At 49.5% G+C, this 19,989-nt stretch carries 14 protein-coding genes; 3 read left to right on the forward strand and 11 right to left on the reverse strand.

Features of this window, described 5'->3' with window-relative positions:
- Positions 1-244: 244 nt before the first annotated feature.
- The 8 genes from E2N92_RS00635 to E2N92_RS00670 form a co-directional block, all read right to left on the reverse strand.
- Positions 245-844 (reverse strand): DUF3387 domain-containing protein, encoded by a 600-nt coding sequence (locus E2N92_RS00635; RefSeq protein ID WP_220681779.1) that lies wholly within the window; start codon positions 842-844, stop codon positions 245-247.
- Positions 769-1,179 carry a type I restriction endonuclease gene (locus E2N92_RS00640; protein ID WP_220681780.1) on the reverse strand — a complete coding sequence of 137 codons (411 nt, stop codon included), beginning with the start codon at positions 1,177-1,179 and terminating at the stop codon, positions 769-771. The genes E2N92_RS00635 and E2N92_RS00640 overlap by 76 nt, the downstream gene beginning before the upstream one ends.
- A 67-nt stretch (positions 1,180-1,246) precedes the next feature.
- Positions 1,247-2,575 carry a Fic family protein gene (locus tag E2N92_RS00645; protein WP_220681781.1) on the reverse strand — a complete coding sequence of 443 codons (1,329 nt, stop codon included), beginning with the start codon at positions 2,573-2,575 and terminating at the stop codon, positions 1,247-1,249.
- A 100-nt stretch (positions 2,576-2,675) separates the two neighbouring features.
- Positions 2,676-2,933: a hypothetical protein gene (locus E2N92_RS00650; protein ID WP_220681782.1), complete on the reverse strand. Its 258-nt coding sequence runs from the start codon at positions 2,931-2,933 to the stop codon at positions 2,676-2,678.
- 78 nt (positions 2,934-3,011) lie between these two features.
- Positions 3,012-3,785 carry a hypothetical protein gene (locus E2N92_RS00655; RefSeq protein WP_220681783.1) on the reverse strand — a complete coding sequence of 258 codons (774 nt, stop codon included), beginning with the start codon at positions 3,783-3,785 and terminating at the stop codon, positions 3,012-3,014.
- Between the two features lie 166 nt (positions 3,786-3,951).
- On the reverse strand, positions 3,952-4,668 hold the full coding sequence (locus E2N92_RS00660; protein ID WP_220681784.1) for a sensor histidine kinase: 717 nt from the start codon (positions 4,666-4,668) through the stop codon (positions 3,952-3,954).
- 108 nt (positions 4,669-4,776) lie between these two features.
- A complete protein-coding gene (locus tag E2N92_RS00665) occupies positions 4,777-6,165 on the reverse strand; it encodes an N-6 DNA methylase (protein ID WP_220681785.1) in 1,389 nt (462 codons plus the stop codon).
- Positions 6,162-6,752, reverse strand: coding sequence for a restriction endonuclease subunit S domain-containing protein (locus E2N92_RS00670; protein WP_220681786.1), 591 nt, complete (start codon positions 6,750-6,752; stop codon positions 6,162-6,164). The genes E2N92_RS00665 and E2N92_RS00670 overlap by 4 nt, the downstream gene beginning before the upstream one ends.
- Positions 6,753-7,176: 424 nt before the next feature.
- Between E2N92_RS00670 and E2N92_RS13670 the strand changes: the two genes are divergently transcribed.
- Positions 7,177-7,299 carry a hypothetical protein gene (locus E2N92_RS13670; RefSeq protein WP_281425788.1) on the forward strand — a complete coding sequence of 41 codons (123 nt, stop codon included), beginning with the start codon at positions 7,177-7,179 and terminating at the stop codon, positions 7,297-7,299.
- Between the two features lie 628 nt (positions 7,300-7,927).
- Here E2N92_RS13670 and E2N92_RS00675 read toward each other — a convergent pair.
- From E2N92_RS00675 to dpdA, 3 genes are all read right to left on the reverse strand, one after another.
- Entirely contained in the window at positions 7,928-9,136 is a 1,209-nt protein-coding gene (locus E2N92_RS00675; protein ID WP_220681787.1) for a PD-(D/E)XK nuclease family protein, read from the reverse strand.
- A 12-nt stretch (positions 9,137-9,148) separates the two neighbouring features.
- A complete protein-coding gene (locus E2N92_RS00680) occupies positions 9,149-11,524 on the reverse strand; it encodes a DEAD/DEAH box helicase (RefSeq protein ID WP_246589259.1) in 2,376 nt (791 codons plus the stop codon).
- A gap of 2,483 nt (positions 11,525-14,007) precedes the next feature.
- Complete coding sequence (gene dpdA / locus E2N92_RS00685; protein ID WP_220681788.1) at positions 14,008-15,705, reverse strand: tRNA-guanine transglycosylase DpdA; 1,698 nt, start codon at positions 15,703-15,705, stop codon at positions 14,008-14,010.
- A gap of 150 nt (positions 15,706-15,855) precedes the next feature.
- On the opposite strand from dpdA, the gene E2N92_RS00690 reads away from it, so the two are divergent.
- Positions 15,856-16,632 (forward strand): hypothetical protein, encoded by a 777-nt coding sequence (locus E2N92_RS00690; RefSeq protein ID WP_220681789.1) that lies wholly within the window; start codon positions 15,856-15,858, stop codon positions 16,630-16,632.
- Positions 16,625-19,981: an ATP-binding protein gene (locus tag E2N92_RS00695; protein ID WP_220681790.1), complete on the forward strand. Its 3,357-nt coding sequence runs from the start codon at positions 16,625-16,627 to the stop codon at positions 19,979-19,981. The genes E2N92_RS00690 and E2N92_RS00695 overlap by 8 nt, the downstream gene beginning before the upstream one ends.
- The last annotated feature ends 8 nt before the right edge of the window (positions 19,982-19,989 follow it).

Genomic DNA, 19,989 nt, shown 5'->3' on the forward strand with positions numbered 1-19,989 from the left:
TCGGTAGTTCCGTCGAGGGGGGGTGGACCGATGTATGGGAGTTGCTGAGAAATGAAAAATGTCGATATGAGACTGGGGGGGGATAGGCTGGTGATCACGGTCGACCTCGCGAAGGAGTTTGGAGCATCGAAGTCGGACTAGTCGAACACGAAAGTCTCGACTGAGGGGGATGTTTCGGTGCCTGAGCATGAGGAGATCAAGATCGGGTTGAATATGTATCGGAAAAAGTGATTGAGACGGGGCATTACGCCTCTCCGCTCACCATTCTGCAGATCTGCTCGGCCTGCATGAGGACCAGGTTGGTCGCCTCCTCCCGGCGGTCCGGCGGATAATGGTACTTCCTCAGGATCCTCTTGATCTGCGCCCGCATCCTCGCCCGCACGCTTTCCTTCAGCGACCAGTCGATGGTGACGTTCTCCCGGATCTTCACCACCAGTTCGCTGGCGATCTTCCTGAGATCCTCGTCGGCCATCACCTGCCTGGCGCTCTCGTTCTCGGCAAGCGCATCGTAAAAGGCGACCTCAGCCTCAGAAAGCCCCAGTTTCTCACCGCGGCCGACCGCCTCCCTCACCTCCTGGGCGGTCCTGATCAGTTCCTCGATGATGATGGCGGTCTCCACCGATCGGTTCTCGTATTCGTGTACTGATTTTTCAAGCATCTCTGAGAGTTTCCTGGACTGCACCACATTTTTCCGCAACGTTGCCCGGATCTGGTCGTCGATGAGTTTGCGCAGCAGTTCGACGGCGACATTCTTCTGCGGGAGATCTCTCACTTCGGCGAGGAACTCGTCAGAGAGGACCGAGATGTCGGGTTTGTCCAGCCCGACGAGCTGGAAGATGTCCACCGGGCCGTCGCCTTGACGAGCGATGCCTTCACCGTCTGGAAGATGGTGTACTGATTGACGGCGAGCCAGTCGTTCTTCTCCGGGCGAGAGGGGTCGATGATGCGGGCGATGCCGTGGCGGACGGCGCCGTCGTCGTCGCGGTATTCGACGGTGACGCTTCGGTGAGGTACTGGTGGAAGGCGTGGTTGTTCTCGACGAGGGAGGGGGAGGTCCGGGTTGAGCCTGAGGAGGGCGGCCCGGAGTCGCCCGGTGAGGAGGGGCTCGCGGTAACTTTCTCGTTCCGGGTGTGTCCCGTCGGGAGCGATCTCGGGGCCGTAGAGCACTTCATAGCCCATCTCTGCAAACCATCCGACGCTGCCGTCTCGACTTCGGCCTCGGTGAAGGTGTGTCGTCCCATTGGTGTCATCTGCCGGGTTTTTTCTTCTCTTTCCAGAGGTCGCATTCTTCATTGAAAATGAAAATGAACTCCCGGCCGCGTTTTTCCTTTCTGATGTAGCCTTTCTCGGCGAGGCCGAGGAGATCGGTCCTCGCCGTCTGGTAGACCACACCGTGGGTCTCCGAGACTTCTCTGATGGTGAAGAATTCGTCGCTGTGTTCCATCATCTGCCTGAGAATATCTGCCTGCCTCTGGTTGATGGTTTGAATAGTTTTAATTATCGCTTTTGTCGCGTTCTGTTCGCTCTGTTTCTTCTCGATGTAGGCGAGCAGGTCTTTGCGGGCTTCCTCGATGCACCCGATATGATACTGGATGAAGTAGGTGAGGTCCATCTCGTCGTATTCGGTGTGAAGGTAGGCGAGAGCGTAGTTTTTCTTGGATCGCAGGATGATCCGGGAGATGGGCATGTACTCGAAGAGCCAGTAGCCCCGCGAGAGGACGTACCAGTAGAAGATGCTCCGTGCAGTCCTGCCATTGCCATCCTCGAAGGGGTGGATGTAGCCGATGAGGAAGTGGAGGATGATCCCCCTGATGATGGGATGGATGAAGGTGCTGGCATCGTCGTCGTCGGCATTTGCAAACTGGCAGAGTTCCTCGATCAGTTCCCATATTCTGGTGTGCGTTGGTGGGATGTGGTGGACGACACCGGTGGCAGAATCGGCGACCACGATATTGTCGTTGTCCCTGAACCGTCCGACGGCGTCCTCTTCGAGGGTGTTCTCGGTGACGAACCGATGGATGTCGATGATGAAGTCCGGGGTGAGGGGTGTGTCCTTCTGATCCCTGATATATCGCATGGCCCGGTAGTTGTTGATCACCATCTGCTCAGACTTGTTCCGTGGCTCTCTCCCTTTTCTGAGCATCTCTTTGGCGACTTTGTGGGTGGTCGCCGCCCCTTCGAGGATCGATGAGGCGATGGCCTCCTCCATAAGGGAGTTGATGATGTAGGACTGTTCGAGTCTGATGGTCTTGTTATGGATCTGGATGGTGCCTGAGAGGTACTGGTCGAAAATGTGGAGGCTGCGCGAGATCTCAGGGGTGGTCGAGTACTTGAGGTCGAGGGAGGGGTAGGGGACGGGTTCGTAGCGCATTGTCCTGAGCATCTTCATCATCGCCCAGGCCGCCATCCGTTTCTCGGGGTCAGGGATGCGGTATCTAAGGTCGTCCCAGGAGAGGTAGCGGGTGTTATACCTGGCGACGAGTTTTTTGAATTCCGGATCCTGTGTTGTCTTGCTGAATATCAATTTCAGTGTTGTTTCTTCATTGGATGGCGGTTTTTCCGGGAGTTTATTCATGGGTGCGACCTCCTAAATACTAATTTGATACAGATTAGTATTTCATTAGTATTTTGATCTGGATCTATAAAATACTAATTTTACACAAATTAGTAGTTAGTTAGTAGTTCGTGATTGCGATGAACCCTCTCCTTCCCAGTTCGCACGCGGAGAGGGCGACCTTCTTCCCCTCAAAGCACCCTTCCGGAAAATCCTCCGGCAACATCCGCCCGCGGGGCAGTTTGAAATAGGGAGCATCGGTCCCGGCCCCCCTGCCGTGCCCGCTGAGATGAACGGAATCATATCCCTGCAGAGATCCATCGTCCTCCAGGAACTCGATCAGATCGGCCTTGTTCGAGAACGTGAAGAGGGACGCCACGGAAGGCCCTCCCAGACAGAGAAACTCGTGGAGCATCTGCCCTTCGGGATGCACTCAAGGATGAACACGGCCATACGTTCAGCCCTCGTTTTCTGGCCGGCGGTGCGCTGCAGAGGAGGCGTCGGCTTTTCGATCGTCCACCGCGTTCATCTGGCGATTGATCTCGCGATGGAGATCCCTGATCGCCACCCAGGTGTAGAGGGCCATCGGGAAGTGTCGCATGCCAACGCTGATCCCGAGTCTCGCGGCGAGCATACAAAACGAGGGTATCGTGTCTGTCTCCCGATAGTGCTTCTGCGCCGCCCAGTAGACGCCGCGGACGATCACGACACCCCACCTCTGGTTCAGTTCGCCTGGATCCTCCTCCTGCGGCAGGACACGACTGTAGACCTCTTCCAGCCGGGGGAAGGTCTCATCGATCTCGTCACTCTCCCCCAGATCTCTCCATGTTTTCTTCTCTTCCGCACCAGGTAATGCCGTGAGATGTCTTCTGTGTATATGGTTTGAGACCGATTGTGAGGGGAAGATGGTGTTGTCATGCTCCACGAAGGCCTCGATGATCACCGACACCCGGGCAGACCATGCAGGATGGTCTTCCAGCGGTGTCTTCCCTTCAGCCTGTGCGAGGTGCTCGACAGACTCAGTGGGGGTGCATGCCGGCCATCTCCTGAGCATTTTTATGATTGTGCAGTAGATGTTCCACTCCTCCTCCAGGTCGCGGTCGAGATCTCGGGGGAGGAGGCCCCGGTCCATGGCGCTTGCAAACGTGCCGGTGACCTTCTCAAAACACGGTACCTTCTTTCCCAGGATGATCTGGTCAAGCGCATGCCTGCAGATCCTCCGTCTATACATATGCCCTCCACACTGCTTCTCTTCTCTCTTCGTTTCGAAATGCGGCGCCGCGCCAGACGGCCGCTCCGCTCATCATAACCCTTTTTTCGATCATCGTTTACCTCAAATCAGGTTCTGCTCTCTTTGGCTCAGTGCGTGCGTTCTTGCCACAACCCGGAAAATACGGTCAGGTGTTCCTGTCATAATGATACCGCCCCGGAGGGATCCTGATCTCAAACCGTGCACCCTGCCCCTCTGTTCCACCTTCCGAGATCGAGAAGTTGAGGATTTTCAGGGCTCGCCAGGTGAAGAAAAGGCCCGTGCCTGTGTGGTCCCCGAAGCCGTACCTGAAGATCCGGGACTTGTGCTCTTCGGGGATGCCACGGCCGTCATCCTGAACGGTGATGAGGCCCCCGCTCTCATCTTCAGAGAAGACGATCTCTATCTCTGAAATGGTGCCGCCGCCATGAGAGAGGGCATTCTCGATCAGATTGAAGAACACCATTTTGATCAATGTGTCGGCATAGATCTCGACGTCTCCAACATCGATGACAAGATCGACATTCTCATGAGGAACTTCGTCTGCGGCGACCTGGATCAGGTCGCGGAGACGGAGCCATGTCGAGGGCGGCACCCTCGGGACCATATAGAACTCGGCCATCTCCGCGTGCCATCGTATCCCGTCCACCGCTTTCATCATGCATTCATATGGCCGGTGAAGCCCGGGGTGTTTCTGCATCTCGCCGTCCAGAATCTCCCTGTATCCATCGATCGCAGAGAGCAGGTTGAGAATGTCGTGAGAGGTCATGCCACTCATCAACGTCACCTTCTCATGTGCCGCTCGAAGGCGTTCACAGTCCTCCTGGACGGCGCCTCCGCTCTTCCTAACATCATTTTTCTTCATGATTCACCTCAAACGGGTTTTTTCTTCGTCTCTCCTGCCGGTGCCTCTACAGACGGCACCTCCGGTACCGAGAACTCTGCCTTACATGGTTTGCCTCCAGGTGTTGCCCTATCTCTGCTCGTGCTCCAGGCGCGTGACGCTCTCCAGGAACCGATTCAGGGCATCTTCTTTTCTTTCTCTGATCGTTTTGAGTTCGGCAATGGCCGCGTCGATGTCGAACGGTTCGGCCTGCTCTTCTGATGGCACCGGTCGGACATACCGCGAGACCTCGAGGTTGAAGTCCTGTGCCGCGATCTCGTCGATGGTCGCCACGGCGCTGAAGCCCTCGACTGTGGTGAAGGTGGTGTAGGCGTCAAGGACCGTCGTGATGTCCTCGCCTCTGAGGATGCTCCGCCCCCTCCCCGCAAGGAACGACCGGGAGGCGTCGATGAAGATCGTCCTATCCCGCCTCTCCGTCACCTTGCCTGCGGCGATGACGAGGATCGCAAACGGCACCGCCGTTGAGGGGAAGATCCGGAGCGGCAGAGCGATGACCGCCTCGACGCGGTCGCGGCTGACGATGTTCGCCCGGATATCTTTCTCCGTTCTTGCGCTCCTGAAGAGGACTCCCGATGGGACGACGGCTACCAACCTCCCGCCTTCGGTGAGGGAGGCGATGGCGTGACTGAGGTACGCGTAGTCCCTGCTTGTCCGCGGCGGGACGCCGTAGACGAACCTGAGATAGGGGTCACGTTGCATGCCCTCTGATCCCCAGTCCATGGCGCCGGCAGGGATGGTTCCGACGACCCGGTCAAAAACCATGAGGCACCGTTCGTCCTGCCTGAACCGCGGTGTCAGGATGGGGTCGCCGGTTGCGACGTGCACATCAGGGCAGTTGTGCACGAGGAGGACGAGCGCTGTGACCAGCCTGCTGTAGTCGTTGGGTGTCTGGGCATAGAGGGTGATGCCTCTCGTCCCGTGCTCTCTGGCCACCTCGATCAAAATCGCTCCATCCTGACAGAAGGGAGCGAAGATGGACGCCCCTCTCTCCGGCTCCAGCAGGCCGGCAAGGAGGTGGGCAAGGTCTCGGGGGGTCTCGAAGGAGCCCGGGCTCTCGCGGTAGAACTGAAGGAGCATCTCGGAGAAGACCTCGGGGTCGGCGTCCAGGAATGAGAATTCCGAGACGAGAGAGACGACTTTCTTCCAGAGTGTGTCCCTTGTCGGGCTGAATATCAAGGCGTCGAACCAATTCTTTTCACCGGGGTGTGCCTCTTCCAGACGGGAGTATGCCGCGGTCAACGCATCTCCAGGGCTTTGTGCGGTGCAGATCTCGTCCCAGACTGGTGCGTAGGCAAGAAAGCCGGCGAGATCGCCTGAGGCCCTCAGGTCTGCGACGCGTTTGAGGGCGAGCAGGGCGGTGAGGGCCTTCGGATGGTCTCGTGCGTCGAGTTCGCTCTGGATCAGGGAGGCGATATGAAATATGCTCTCTCTGAACGCCCGGGACTCGAGATCGGTCACTGCCGCACCCCCAGGTGTTCGCCGACCAATGCTTCCTTGATCTGCGCTGCCAGCGCCGCCTCTTTTTGTGCGAGAGATTCATACTCCCGGTAGGCGGCCAGGCAGGCGGCAAGGTCTTCCCGGGCGGCTCTGTCGAGGGCCGGGATCTCCAGTTTTTCCAGGGCCCTGATGGAGAGCATGGGCAGCGCCGTTCCGCGTGAAAGAGTGGTAAGGGCGTCCCTCCCCTGATGGCTGTTGAGATACTCGGTCATCAGGGCGGGATCCGTCTTCTCCCCGAACCTGAGGATGACAAGGTTCTGGGAGAGGATATGGCCCTCACATTTTTCATCGGCAAGGGCTGCGCGGAATTGCCCCCTCATCGAGAGGAGGACGTCGCCGGTGTGGATGCGGGCGCGTTCGATCTCATTCTCCTTCCTGACTGCGAGTTCCTCGACGGCAGCGTGGTCAACGGTGCCGTCTTCTCCCAGCGCCCTGATGCCCACCACCGGGTACAGGTTTCTGTCCTCGGCGGCGGGTTTCCCGGTGTGGGCGCCGCGGAGGATTTTCCCTCCGATGAGAAGGCCTTTGAGGGATGTCGAGGAGGTCATGGCCCCCTCCACCTCATCCCCATATTGTTGGAAATCGCAATCCCCATTATCTCACTACTAGCGCAGCAGATGTATATATGCCTTGTGTAAGCATCAGGTTAGAGGGGCTTGATGGCCGATCGCATGCCCCGTTATGATCTGATCAAAATAAGGGAGTTTATTGTGCTGTTTAATTTGGGTTGGCCCCTTTTCCCGTCACCTTCTTGGGGAGGCAGTCCATTGTATCATCCGGGTTATCCTGCGTACACTTGAGTTCGACCCACCTCCGCCAGGTCACCGACCCGGGTCATTGTGTGAGGAGGGGTATGCCGACCCCTCGATCCCTGAAAGAATACCACGCACTCCCCTCTGGTCCTTCCCTCTTGACGGCATGTTCGGGTGGCCCTGGATCTTTCGCGTCGCCCCCCGGCGGCCGTCCTGCCATATGAAGCGCTGCAACCGCCTCCTGGTCTCCCTGGAGCACGACTCGATCGCCAACCCTGTGGACGACCTCGACGGCCTGGTGGTCTCCCACTGGTGCCTGGAAAGGATGAAACTGGGCGCCTGAACCCCTCGCCGGGGACGGGTGGAGCTCAGGTATTCCCGGCACGCGGAGTATTTCACCAGGCTGGTGCTCTCCATCGCCCGGCAAAGGCGGTGGGAGGAGGAGGACGATCGCCTATGGGAACAGGGATCACCACGGGATCCTGAAGGTGGCGGAGGAGTGGGAGGGGGAGTACCCGTTGAGGTTGTGGATCTTCTACCTGGACGCGGGGGATTATATGGATATTACTCCGGGTTTGGTTGAGGGATGGGTGGAGGTGCTCTGGTACGCCTTTCTTTTTGTCTCTTGCTTGTTTGAATGTGGATATTTTTCGGGAAACCAGATATAGGCACGAAATGTATACAAACTTTGATCATGGTCGATACCATGAAAGAAACAAAGTTGAAACGGTATCTTTTGTCCTTAAAAGAAGATTTGGAGGTGATCTCAAGGCAAAATAATATCGATATCAAAACAATGAGATCAAGATCAAACTCATTCTTCATAACCTCATGAAGGAAGCGAAAGCTGCAGGGATTGCCCTTCTATTTGAGGGTTTCAACAGAGCCGGAAAATGAGCAATATAACTCGCGCGAAGAGATGAGCCAAGCAGAACAACCCCACGAGAAAAATTATGGAAATGTTAGATGAACTATGGAATGCTCATCGGATATTTTCCCTTCACCGCAGGACAATAGATCTTGAAACTACATGCTTTACAGGTTTTATCCTGAGGATTTGGTTTCCAACATCCTTGGATTGATCCACACTTCATTTCTCGAGCGATGGAATTTTCGATATCTTTAACAACAGCGTCAAACGCCTGAAGACTCTCTTGTTGACGTTTTTCGGTGATGGGAATCAGGCGTATGGATCGCTGTTCACGCAAATTCGCAGATAATGCATCCCCTTTCGATCCCTTCCTCCACCTTGCCAGTGCTTGTTTGTCCGCCCGACTCGTCGGCAGGATATCAGTCAATCCAGCCTTCGTCTCTATTTTAAGATCTCTGATGTCTTCTGCCGAGGGGACCAGTTCGTTCAGATAGAAGATGATCCCTGCGACTGGTCTCTGAGCATCCTTCTGGCGGGACCTTAACCAGGCATAGGTGAGCACCTGCCATGCATGGGCCTCCCAGGTTGGATTGGAGACCCCGGGACGGAGGTACATTGGAGGGCGGCGCATCCCTTTGTAATCGATGATGATCTCGTAGTCTAGCGATAATAGATCATCAATAATTGCTCTGATCTCTTGATGGGTGTTAATATAATGGAGGATCAGATTTCCCGTCTGTGCCCTCTCCATGGAGACCGCACTGAGGACGTCGACGACCCCCGTAACACTGTAGGTCTGTGCCCGATGGACCCCGGGTTGGTAGCCAACCAGATCCCTGCACCCCTTGAGTTTCACCTCAGCATTGTCAATGAGTGGAAAGAGGTGAGGCCCCCAAGTATTGATCGCAGCTTCGGTTCGCTTACTGGCGAGAAATTTATGGGGATGGTTTACGTCGGGGCAGAAGCCTTCCGTTTCCATTGTCTCATCATAGGGGCAGAAGAGACGGGGTGGCGGAAGGAGGCCTTTTGCCCTGAGACGGCGATTGACGTTCATCTCGATCACCCTGATCTCATCTTTCCACACGAGAGGGAAGCGTAATGCCTCAGGGCCTTCATGCCAAGTCTTGTACGCCTCCTCCATGACGCCGTGGATGAACTCTCCAAACCAGAGTTGCACCGGTGTCGAAGGGGGGAGGGCCCCTCGATTCTGGTAGCGATACTGTAACCCACATGCCTGGTAACTCAGCAGATCGCCAGTAAGGCTGTACTCAGGGATTATGTAAGGCTTTGATTTCACCGAAAGTGTCATTATTCCTCCTTTCTAGATATGAATGATGTCAGGGAGGCCTTTTCCCCAATGCCAGGTTTCGTCACGATCCCATCCCGTCGCCACGTTCTTGATAAATTTAAGGGTCGGTTTCCTCCCCTTTGTGAGGTAGCCATCCTTCACGCTGTTCAGACCCACAAGGAGCAACACATCCTGGGGACGACTAAAAGCAACAAAATATTGTCTTGTGAGGTCGTCGAAGGCGCGATCAACTCCAGGTCGTTGAGGCGTTTGAAGAGGAGAGAAGGCACGGAGCTCGTCCTCCATTCTGCACGTTCTCCCTCCTTCTCTCGGGTAGCGTTTGAAGGCCTGCTTATGATGTTCAGTCTTAAAGTCGGACCCCACATCTACGATGACCAGGGGATACTCGAGTCCCTTGGCCTGATGGATGGACATGATCGGGATACGATCAGTGGGGATGGTTTCGAGGAGGTCTTCATTGATATCAATCGCCCCAGTTGCAAGGGGGATAAAGATCCCCCTCATGGCATCTATTATAGATTTCCCCTCTAGAATCGTATTTTCATCGTCAAAGATAATTTCGCTACCGAATTTTGTGAAAACGGCAGATTGGGTGATTGTTCGAGTGATCACTTCGAGATAGACAAGTCCTTCCACATCATACTGCATGGGAGGAATCCAGGTCACCAGTCGATACACCAGGTCAAGGAGGGGAACTTCTCGTTTCTGCACAAAGGCGTTATGTGGTGTCCGCGTCTGCCAGGCCTGCACGAACTTCCCAAGCGTCATATCTCCATACTGCTCAGAGTGCTGCTGAATGTAGATTTGGGCTGCGTCCCTCCAGGCACCAAAGAATTTCTTTGCATCTTTAGGGAGGTATTTTATCTTGTTCTGGATAGTAGACTCGGGATCGATGCATTCCAACATCAGTCCACAGAGAACCTGCACTTCGGAGATCTCCCTGAGTTGCTGTCCACGTGGGTTGAAGATCTCGATCGAATGCGTGGCATTGTGCAAATTCTGTCGAAGCAGACGCGGTAGGCGGGGATTACCGTCGGCCTTCATTTCCTGAGGTGAACTGCAGAGGACACAGATATCGGCAGGGGATCCGCGATCAGCATCGACACAGATGGTATAAGTCGTACCACTCTGAGTGATCTCAACCCCCCCATTGTGCACCACACCTTCAAGGAAGAAAGAGAGATCCCGTGCCAGAGTAGGGAGATCATCCCGGAACATGCCCAAAATTGGATAGTTTACAGGCTTTCCGATTCTCGCATACTCTATGGGGGGCTTTTCTTCCACCCTTGCACACTGGAAAGTCGGATCTAGCGTCACAAACTGTTCAACACGATCAACAATGTTCTGGGTGGACCGGTAGTTTTTGGAGAGAGTGATCACGGTTGGATACACCTGGAGTGCTTCCTGGATTCTTGAAGGGAAATGAGTAAATAGATCGACAGTTGCCCCACGGAAGCGGTAGATCGACTGATCATCGTCACCGACCACAGTAATACTCCCCCCATTTTGCAAGGCATGTCGGGCCAGTTCAAAGTAGATATGTTCTTGGAGCAAGTTTGTGTCCTGATACTCATCCACCAGAATGAAGCGAATTTTCTCAGTAAATTCAGTGAGCTCTCCATTCAGCAGTTTTTGAAAGAATTCCTGCTCCAACCTACCATAGTCATAGAGCAGTCGCTCTTCCAGTTCCCGCATATAGACCCTGATTGCCTCACAGGCCACTTTTATCCCAGGATTTTCTCCAGACTCATTGAAGGTATCAATGTCAACCTGATCGTGACAGACCCGATCCCGGATCTCGAGCAAAATTCCTGCCATTCCCCCCGTGTTCAAATCATAGGAGATCCCACTGAGACCTTTTAGATAGGCTTTCAAATCCTTATTTTTGTATCGACCACCATCGAGAAGCCCATATCGCACCATCATGGCATTCGCGATGAAATCTTCGATGATCACTGGAGTCGGACTTCCTGCTTCCCGATATTCCTGCAGGATGTTCTCAGAGATGCTGTCGAGGGTTCCAGTGAAGATCTGATTGAAGTCAATCAACTGCAGAACCTCCCGTTGGTCTGCGTATGTGGGGTTCTCGATGAATGCCAGTCGCAGGCGCTCTCCCCAACCGAGGATGCGGGAACGCAACTCTGTGGCAGCCTTCTTAGTAAAGGTGGTGGCAAGGACTGTTGAAGGGTCAATACCATCTACGTAGACCAGTTTCAATACTCGCAGGGCCATAACTGTGGTCTTTCCACTCCCCGGTCCAGCAACAATAAAGAGCGAGCGATCTAGAGAACTCTCAATGGCGTCGTACTGGCCCTGGTTGTCTTCAGGTGTAATGGCTCTACCTAGGGTGGATTGTATTGTGGTTATGAAATCAAGAAATTGAATCAAATCGTCACCCTCTGCCTCATTAGAGTTTCATTTATGCTCCTATGATAAATAACTATGGAATTGGCCTAATTACGAGATTCAACCTCCTTAAATGCCCAAGTGTACGTCTGCTTCAACCGACTCGCGAGATCCTTCTTTGAGCGGATTGTCCCACAATCAGTGTGCTGGTGTCGTGTCATCCCTCAAATGTCCGACCGTGATGCTGCTGATCCGCTCTTCACAACGGTGCAACGAGTGGGAACACCGCTTCGTCGCCGCCCCAACCCCCATCCTCGCTTTGGGGGGGTTCGGGGGGTCTCCCCCGGCGCGAGAGAGTGACAAAAATTTCTTCGTTTTTCTTGGGGACGGCACAGATGATTGATGTGCCTTCCCACATGTTTGCGGCGGGGGACCCGCCCCCGGACCCCCGGGATGAAGATGAAAATAGGGACGGGGAGGCAGGGGCGGGATCATGAAGAGGATGGTGGCGCTCTCTACATTTTCTTCACGTGAGGAGAGAGATCTCGTTCAATTGCATCGTGTTGACGACGTTTTGTTCTTGACTTAACACTAGGTTGAAATCCTTCACTATCATTATTCAAACACTCTCTTGAGGAGACTGTAAATTCTTGTCATCCAGATCCTTCCGTGGACACTTGATCTCAGACAGTAACCATACTTTCTTGTGATAAGTGCAGAAGTAGCAGGTGTTCGGGACGATCGCATGCGGGATCAGAGACCGCGGGATCCTTGATTGTGCCCAGCAGAGAGAGGAAGTGTGCCTGCAGAGGTTGCGGATATTCTACCTAGATAGAAAGAATTTGCTGATATAATGCAGGAGTTCACAGAGGTCGAATCAAGATAAAAAGTCGTTATGGCCCTCATTTCAGGGCATATTTTTGCTTCCGTTTCTATTATCCCTTTTTCATCTAAGCATGATTTGATTTTTCCCTGTATAGTGCCTAGTGATAAATTGAAACTAAAAATATGGGAGAAGAAAGGGGTTTATTTTATCCCGCCAAATTTCCTGAAGGCATTCTCTTCTCTTGATGTCATAACTCCACAATCCATTGAAATACAGGAATTCTAAAGGACAATATTATTGGTATCCCCCATTATGTCTACTATTGCAGGGGAAATTAATTTGGCTTAACAAATAGTCCTCAATATCTCTTGGATCTTTTGATATACATACACGGTATTTATAATACAAGGAATATCCATCTTGGAAATAGTCGTTTAATTGGCGTGAAATGTGACTTCCTGTTGTAGCATATGCAGCGATTCTATGGTATAACGAATCACAACTTTGACCAGCATATATTATTTTTTTTGGCCCTCGTCCTTTTGATATACCTAAAACGTACACACCAGGGCATTGTGGGGGATAATCTCGATAATACACGTCACTATCTGCAAGCAATATCCAATCACGTTTAAAGACCCGATTAATCACTGATAGTTTTGACATAATCCTCCTACCTTAGATTTATGAAACTCTTATTTACTTTTGTGTATTCCCCAATTGTGTTTGTCGCATGGTTAATAAAACATAGGCTTTGTAGAAACCCTCACTCTGGGTATGAGTGCGGTTCACCTGCCTTCCCCCATGCTCCCGTCGGGGGCGATTGCCGCCCGAACCCCCGGGATGAAGATAGGGCCGGGAAGGCACAATGAACGGCCATGAAGAGGATAGTGCCGTCCCCCACCTATCTTCGTGCGGGGGGACCGGGGGGCGGCCAGCCCCCTGCAGAGATAATTATCAAGAGCATTTCTACAGAGCCAAAACATATGATTATTTCCATGTTCTGAGGCAAATAAAGTTCCCGATTGTATCTATCATATCTGCGTCAACATGACGCAACAATTGTCCTATCATCCAGCTTCAGAGTGGATCAGACGGAAAAGAACAAATAAACAGTCGTCAATCTTTCACTACTTCATCACGGCTCCTCATAACTATATTGTCCCTGGGGGTTCGTTCTCGTACCAGAACGAGCTCGCCCGGATTCTGATGTGGCCTTGGAGATGGACATCCTTATTAAGAGTCACCGATTAATCAAACATGTTATCCGAGTATATATAGGCATCCAATGCCACCATCCTATTTTATTATGCCTGCCATAATACCTAGAGACAGATGACTCCAGCATGATCGCGGCCCCTATGATCTCATTTTTAGATTCACTCCAGAATCAAAGCAGGGTGGACATTAGGGTCGCGATAAACTGACATATGTGGAGCGGCACAGAACGGTGTAATTTCTTGATCAGGAAGGAGACACAACTGTTGATCCATAAATTTGGCTGCAGGATGTATTTAATGGAAGTTGATGTATCCCTGCGGCAGAAGATGCCCCAGAAAACCCTTTAATAAACACCTCCATCCCACATGTCAGATCAAGCGTGCACATCGCCTACTCAAGGACATCCGATTCCTCATCATACTCATGTGAAGTACAAAGCAATGCCCAATGGATGCTACACAAAAAAGAGATCGCTACGTTACTCCTCTATAAACTCATCAAGAGTTAAGTTTACCTGCGGAATAGCAATTGATACCTTATGCATCATATCTCCGATTCCTTTTGCTTTTAAAAATACAAATCTATCATCTATGATATGACTGAGAACATCACGATACTGTGCCCCCGCAATGACAAGTATTGTATCATAGTTTTTCAGGATAGGCTTGAGACCTTCTTCTACTGAGGGACGAATATTATCAACGTCTACCCTGGTTCTCAATACTTTTTCGTACGTGGATATCTGATCATCAGGTTTTAATAAAGCATATTTTGCAGAGATAATCCTGTAATCGTATCCCATTCTTTCACAATACTCCCGCACTTTCGTGAAAAGTGTCCCAGTATACAAATCTTTGGCAGCAATTGTTCTATATTCCTCGATTTCACACTTATTCTTTGTACATCCAGTGATTACAAGGACAGACTGGTTTTTCGAGAAACCATCAAGTGTCTCAATATCCTTCCCCAGGTACGTTCGATCCCACTGACTCTCATTATTGAGCAACGAATAGAATGATATTGTATTATGGAAACCTCTTCTACGGTTGCGGTTGTTCCCTCTGAAGACGATCGTTTCAATCCCATTTTTCTGGCATATCGGACAAGGACACTTCTTCCAGGGTTGATCTCGAAGGGTACGTCGATAATACTCGAGTAGCTCTAGCTTTCCATCATTAACAATAATAAACGTCTCCAAAACGTCCATTACATCTTCAAGGATCATTTCGCCACGATCATACGCACGAAGGGCACGGAGACATGCTTGTTCCAGTCCTAGGGTCTTTCTTTGTCCCTCAGATTCTTGATTTTTCGAAGATTTATCTTGGGGAACACGTATCGCAGCATATCCTCTCTGTTCTTGGGTGATATAGTTCATCTGACTCGAAGCAGAACTAAGCCATGCGCGTCTCAGATATGATGCGGAGTCAAAGGCTACGTTTACACCTAGATCTTCCAGTTCTTTCAGTCTGAAAAACAAGTTCGGTCGAGCCACTCCAAAGAAGTGAAGATATTCCGGTGTTTTATTAGTTTCTTTTATGTCGGCGATGATACGGTCAATCAATGTGACTATTTCAGATGTCTGCGACCGCACGAGGCCGCCGATTGCCATGTGAGTAATACCGTATTCAAGGAACTTATGGTACATCCTGAGGTAATCATTAATCTCATATCCCTGGACAGATACAAGAAGTTGAAAATCATCACGATATTTTTTCTTCCATTCATCGAAGGCTGCTAAACCATTCTGGAATGTGATCTTCATTCGCTCGTCTTTTTTTTCTTTAAATGCTTCTACGACGAGATGATCGATACTGACACCATAGTTAAAGCCTAATTCTGAATATATCTCCAGGATATTAGAAGTCTGATATGGCGGAACCTCTTCATTGATATATGAAAATGCCCCACAGTCAGCCATAATTGGAAATGAATCCGGCAGTCCGAAAAATTGGTGGATTCCTTTTTCTTTTATTGCTGCATATTTCTTCTTATTCTCTTGAGCTGTGGCTACCGATACCAATACCCCGTCAAAGGGAACATTCTCCACTCCGAGAAGATCCCACATGTACGCATCATTGTTTGGGTCTTCGCGGTGAAGATTTGAATGAGTATCAGTGAGAAAGTCATATTCGGGATCGACCCGGTCGTCCCAGTCAGGAATAAAGTACCGCATGCTCTTCTTATTATGTGTTGCTAGTCTGGTTAATACTTTAGACATTGGTCTGAAAAGGCTAATTCCAAACCTATTTATCTAATCTCTCCGATGAATATCTCATCGGTGAGATGATAGTTCATGCGTCGATCAAATGCTGATCCGAATCGAATGATTCTTGCGATTCACTATATTGGAAAAAATGGTCCTATTTCCAAAGAAAAACTCTTTGATTATCTCACTCAGTTTTCTGACAAAGAAGAGTTCGAAAAGAAGGGGAAAAAATCTTTAGCTGGTGCGACAACCGATGTCCTCTACAACATAAGGGTTCTCCAGTTTGTTACAGGAGATGATAAGAATCTGGTTCTAACATCTTCTCTCACCAATGATCATATCAATCTATATTCTGGAAAACAAGTGTATGCCGCCTATCTCAGTAATGATAAAGAGGGTGCGTTGCTCATGCTGCAGACAAACGCACTCTATTATTCACCGGAGATCAGAGATCTAGCTGCATTCATATTCCGCAGAAAAAAACTATCCAAATCAGACATCGGCATGGAATATGACAGGAAGAATGTTTTCGGACACTCATTCAATCCTTTCACAATTGATACCTCGCTTGTGGAGTTGGAAAGACTTTCCCTCCTCGAAAAACACAAGATTGGAGAGACTGCTCCCTCATATATCATTGTAAATCTTCACAATCTGATTTTTGCTCAACTTCTCGTTGAGGAATACTGTGAATTAAAAGATAAAGATGGCACCGTCCCATTACGCTCGATGAAAGAGCGCTTTTCCCTTAAATATAACATGAACTACCCTGAATTTGATGAAAGATTTTCGATTCTGAAAAATTCACTTCTCCCAGACCTCATTGTCGGTGGAAGTTATGAAAAATTCTCAATCAACATGGATATTGCACAGGAGTTGAACCTCTATGAGTGACCTTGACCTCTCAGACCTTGGACTGAATTCCAACCCCTTTGATACAATCATCGGAGACCAGGAATCCTCAAAAAAATACAGATTGTTCGGACGGGAAAACCAACTGCAAAAGGCGGAATTCTTCGTAAAAAGAGCCATAAAAGAACAAAGGCAGCAGCGTATGCTGGTGCGAGGAGAGTACGGCACAGGAAAGACTCATCACCTTCTGCGCCTTCAGGATGAGATTCGCTCGGGGGTCTATGGGGACGGTGCAATCGCGGTCTATCTAGGGAATCTCGGCATCAGTATCAGAAGGTTTTATGAGAAGTTCATAGAGTCATTTGGCCCATATGCTTCTGATTTTCAGGATACCCTCGCAGATCTCCCTCCCGTAGAACCAGATGACAGCATCGATCAATCGTACAAAAAAGAGAGACTCCGTGACAACGTCATCGCCAACATAGAAGAGATTGTCGCCGCCTCCCAGTTAAAGGGTTACACGGGGATATTTCTCCTTATCGATGAAGCAGAAGATATTGTTCAATCCAGTGACAATGATGAGATCCAGTACTTCGTCCAGACGTTACTTCATCTTGTCAACTATTTCTCAGGAACCCCTCTCCATTTCATTATGGGTTTCTCACGAGAGGCTCTTGCAAAAATTACTGTAGTTAATGGGACTGAAACTACTGAAAACAGACTTGGAGATGCATTAATACAGCGTTTTCAGAATAATGACGAAATCGTCCTTGGCTATCTCTCTGAAAAAGACGTGCTGGCCATGGTCCGCGACAGACTCAATAGCTCCAGAGTCACTCCCAATGATAGTCTCTATCCGCTTCACGAGGGCGTTGTAAATGTTGTTGCACGATTGACCGGGGGCCATCCCAGAGAGATCCTCTCTATCCTGAACAAAGGCCTCCTATATGCACAAAAAAGTGGAATAAAAGAGGTAGATGGTGGATGTATCCTTTGGGTTCTTGCGACCCACACCTCATTCTTTGATAAGGAGAATGTGGTCCTTGATATTGGTGCTCTCACCCGGATCACGACTGCAATTCGGGAGAGAGATGAAAATCTCTCTACAGATTTTGAGAGATTACAAGGGAAGTTGATCGGAGAAGAGGCCGAGATCTCTGTAGATGAATTCAACCGGGATTCGAATCCTGATATATTGACCCAACCGATTCAGGGGATTCGCGTTCTTGAGCGGAAATTCAGTGAATATGGTGAGACAACATACGTCATCCATCAGGAGATTAAAAATGAGATCTTCAAGGGAAAAAGATACGACTCTGATATTGAACAAAACCTTGATCGTGAATTGATCGAACTGATGCAGAATCCTGAACACTACCAAAGTCAATTGACCAAAGGACTCTGGACTCTGATGCAAAATGAATGGATGGCCGAATATAAAACAGATACTTCATGTAGCTCCTATGAAGTAATTGTTGGGAATGTACGTGTGGAGAACTCGCCGACACCGGTGAGTGTGGCGTTTGCAGCCTATAAGGGCAGAGAGTTCCCGCCTGAATTATATAACGGAATTCTTGATCTCCTTGATAAAAAAGATGCTACAGTTGGGTTTGTACTCTATGAAGGTTTTCACTTTGGCTCAGATCCAAACTATATAAAATTCAAAAATACCATCAGGAATACTGAAAATCAAAGATTTTTCGAAAATATCTGTTCAGTAGGAGTTCAGGAACTCTCTGATACCCGGGACACAATGATGGGGATGATCAAACTCCTTGGAAACAGAGAGATCGATGCCATCGAAGAAATTGATACAACTGGACTCTTTGAAACCATCGGAGCGGATAAGAAGATAACTGAACTGATCGAAGAAAAGGCGATCGCATTCCCTGAAGAAAATCGTCGAAAAACTATCGACTTCCTTGCATCGGAATCCCTGAAATCATTCTCAATAAAAGAATTAAATAAAAATCTGAACTTGAATTATATCGATAGAGCCTTCATGCAGGGTTTGCAGCATCAACACTTTGTTGAAACTGAGGGAAGCAGGTGGAAAATCGCCACACTGGACCAGAACCCCCCCTGGAAGTCGATATTTACATTTATTGGCAAAAAATCAAGGGCCACAGCTAGAGAGATCTGGGAGTATATCGAGGACAACTATATTGTCCAGACCCCACCCGGAGACGAGATGCGGATGGTTTCCTGGTACCTCGAGATACTGCAAAAACAGAACATGATCGCTTCAGAATCAGACCATGGCGAAATATTCCATAAACCAATGGACTTCTCAGGCCAGGTGAACCAGCACCTTGCAACGATTGAAACCGAGCTCGAAACCTATCGTGAACTAGTACCTCTTGCCGAGAAGTTCCAGATCTCTGTATCTAATGACAAAAGTGCTATCGCACAATATTCATCAGACCTGGACTCTCTCCAGGATGAATTTGAATACAATGCACAAAACGTCGAAGAGTGTAAGAATCTCATTGAAACTATTATCGAAAAGCGAAAAAAACTGGATCGAGAAATAAAAAACAAAAAAGAAGAATTCACCTCAGGTGTTGACAACAAGAATACCCAGGTAGAACAACTCCTCAAATTGATCAACAGGGGATGCAATGAAGGGTATATTTCTGAAATTGAGAAAGATGAATGGATCAAAACGCTGAATGATACCATTTCTGACATCGAAGAGGATCTCACATCAGAAGATTATACCCATCTTGTTATAGCATCAAACGACATTGATGAACATATTAAGACATACATAAAGCAGATCGACGACAGAAAGAACAGTAAAGAACCTTGCATCGCCTATGCGCAAAGATACAGTAACCTAAGCAGTACCTGTGAGAAGACCTTAGCCTCTATGGAAGAAGGGGGATATACAGCTACAGAAAAAAGGACCATTTTTAACGATCTTACTAAACAGTACAAAGACAGATATAATCCACTCTTCAACGATGGTAAATTCAATGAAGCCAAAGAATGCATCAAGAAAATCTATACTGAGCTTCAGAATCTCAATCAGGATCTAAAGAATATTCATACCCAGTATACTAGTTACTCTAAGCAAATTGAAGAATATCGAACCATTTCTGGAGAAGATACAGGTCTCATCGATATCCTTAAAAAAGCACAAAATTTCCTTGATGAATGGAATTTTGCCAATGTCGAGATAGAACTAAGGAAATATAATGATCTTCGGACTTCGCGCAAAGAGGTCATCAAGACTCCTGAAGAAAAACTGTTAGATGATTACGGAGGGCAGATAAAAGTCCCATTCCAGGATATAAAAGGAGTTCATTCTATCGATGAAACTTTTGAGTATATTAGAAACCTCTATCAAAAGGGGAAAATCTCGGATATCGAGATCAGTTTCAAATAACGTGGTGA

Source organism: Methanofollis formosanus, assembly GCF_019633745.1.
In the GTDB taxonomy this organism is placed as follows: domain Archaea; phylum Halobacteriota; class Methanomicrobia; order Methanomicrobiales; family Methanofollaceae; genus Methanofollis; species Methanofollis formosanus.

Excerpts from the sequence above, each read along its gene's own strand:
- E2N92_RS00640 (WP_220681780.1), bottom strand. The coding sequence starts at position 1,179 with ATGGGCTATGAAGTGCTCTACGGCCCCGAGATCGCTCCCGACGGGACA.
- E2N92_RS00645 (WP_220681781.1), bottom strand. The coding sequence starts at position 2,575 with ATGAATAAACTCCCGGAAAAACCGCCATCCAATGAAGAAACAACACTG.
- E2N92_RS00655 (WP_220681783.1), bottom strand. The coding sequence starts at position 3,785 with ATGTATAGACGGAGGATCTGCAGGCATGCGCTTGACCAGATCATCCTG.
- E2N92_RS00660 (WP_220681784.1), bottom strand. The coding sequence starts at position 4,668 with ATGAAGAAAAATGATGTTAGGAAGAGCGGAGGCGCCGTCCAGGAGGAC.
- E2N92_RS00670 (WP_220681786.1), bottom strand. The coding sequence starts at position 6,752 with ATGACCTCCTCGACATCCCTCAAAGGCCTTCTCATCGGAGGGAAAATC.
- E2N92_RS13670 (WP_281425788.1), top strand. The coding sequence starts at position 7,177 with ATGAAGCGCTGCAACCGCCTCCTGGTCTCCCTGGAGCACGACTCGATC.
- E2N92_RS00675 (WP_220681787.1), bottom strand. The coding sequence starts at position 9,136 with ATGACACTTTCGGTGAAATCAAAGCCTTACATAATCCCTGAGTACAGC.
- dpdA (WP_220681788.1), bottom strand. The coding sequence starts at position 15,705 with ATGCGGTACTTTATTCCTGACTGGGACGACCGGGTCGATCCCGAATAT.
- E2N92_RS00690 (WP_220681789.1), top strand. The coding sequence starts at position 15,856 with ATGATTCTTGCGATTCACTATATTGGAAAAAATGGTCCTATTTCCAAA.
- E2N92_RS00695 (WP_220681790.1), top strand. The coding sequence starts at position 16,625 with ATGAGTGACCTTGACCTCTCAGACCTTGGACTGAATTCCAACCCCTTT.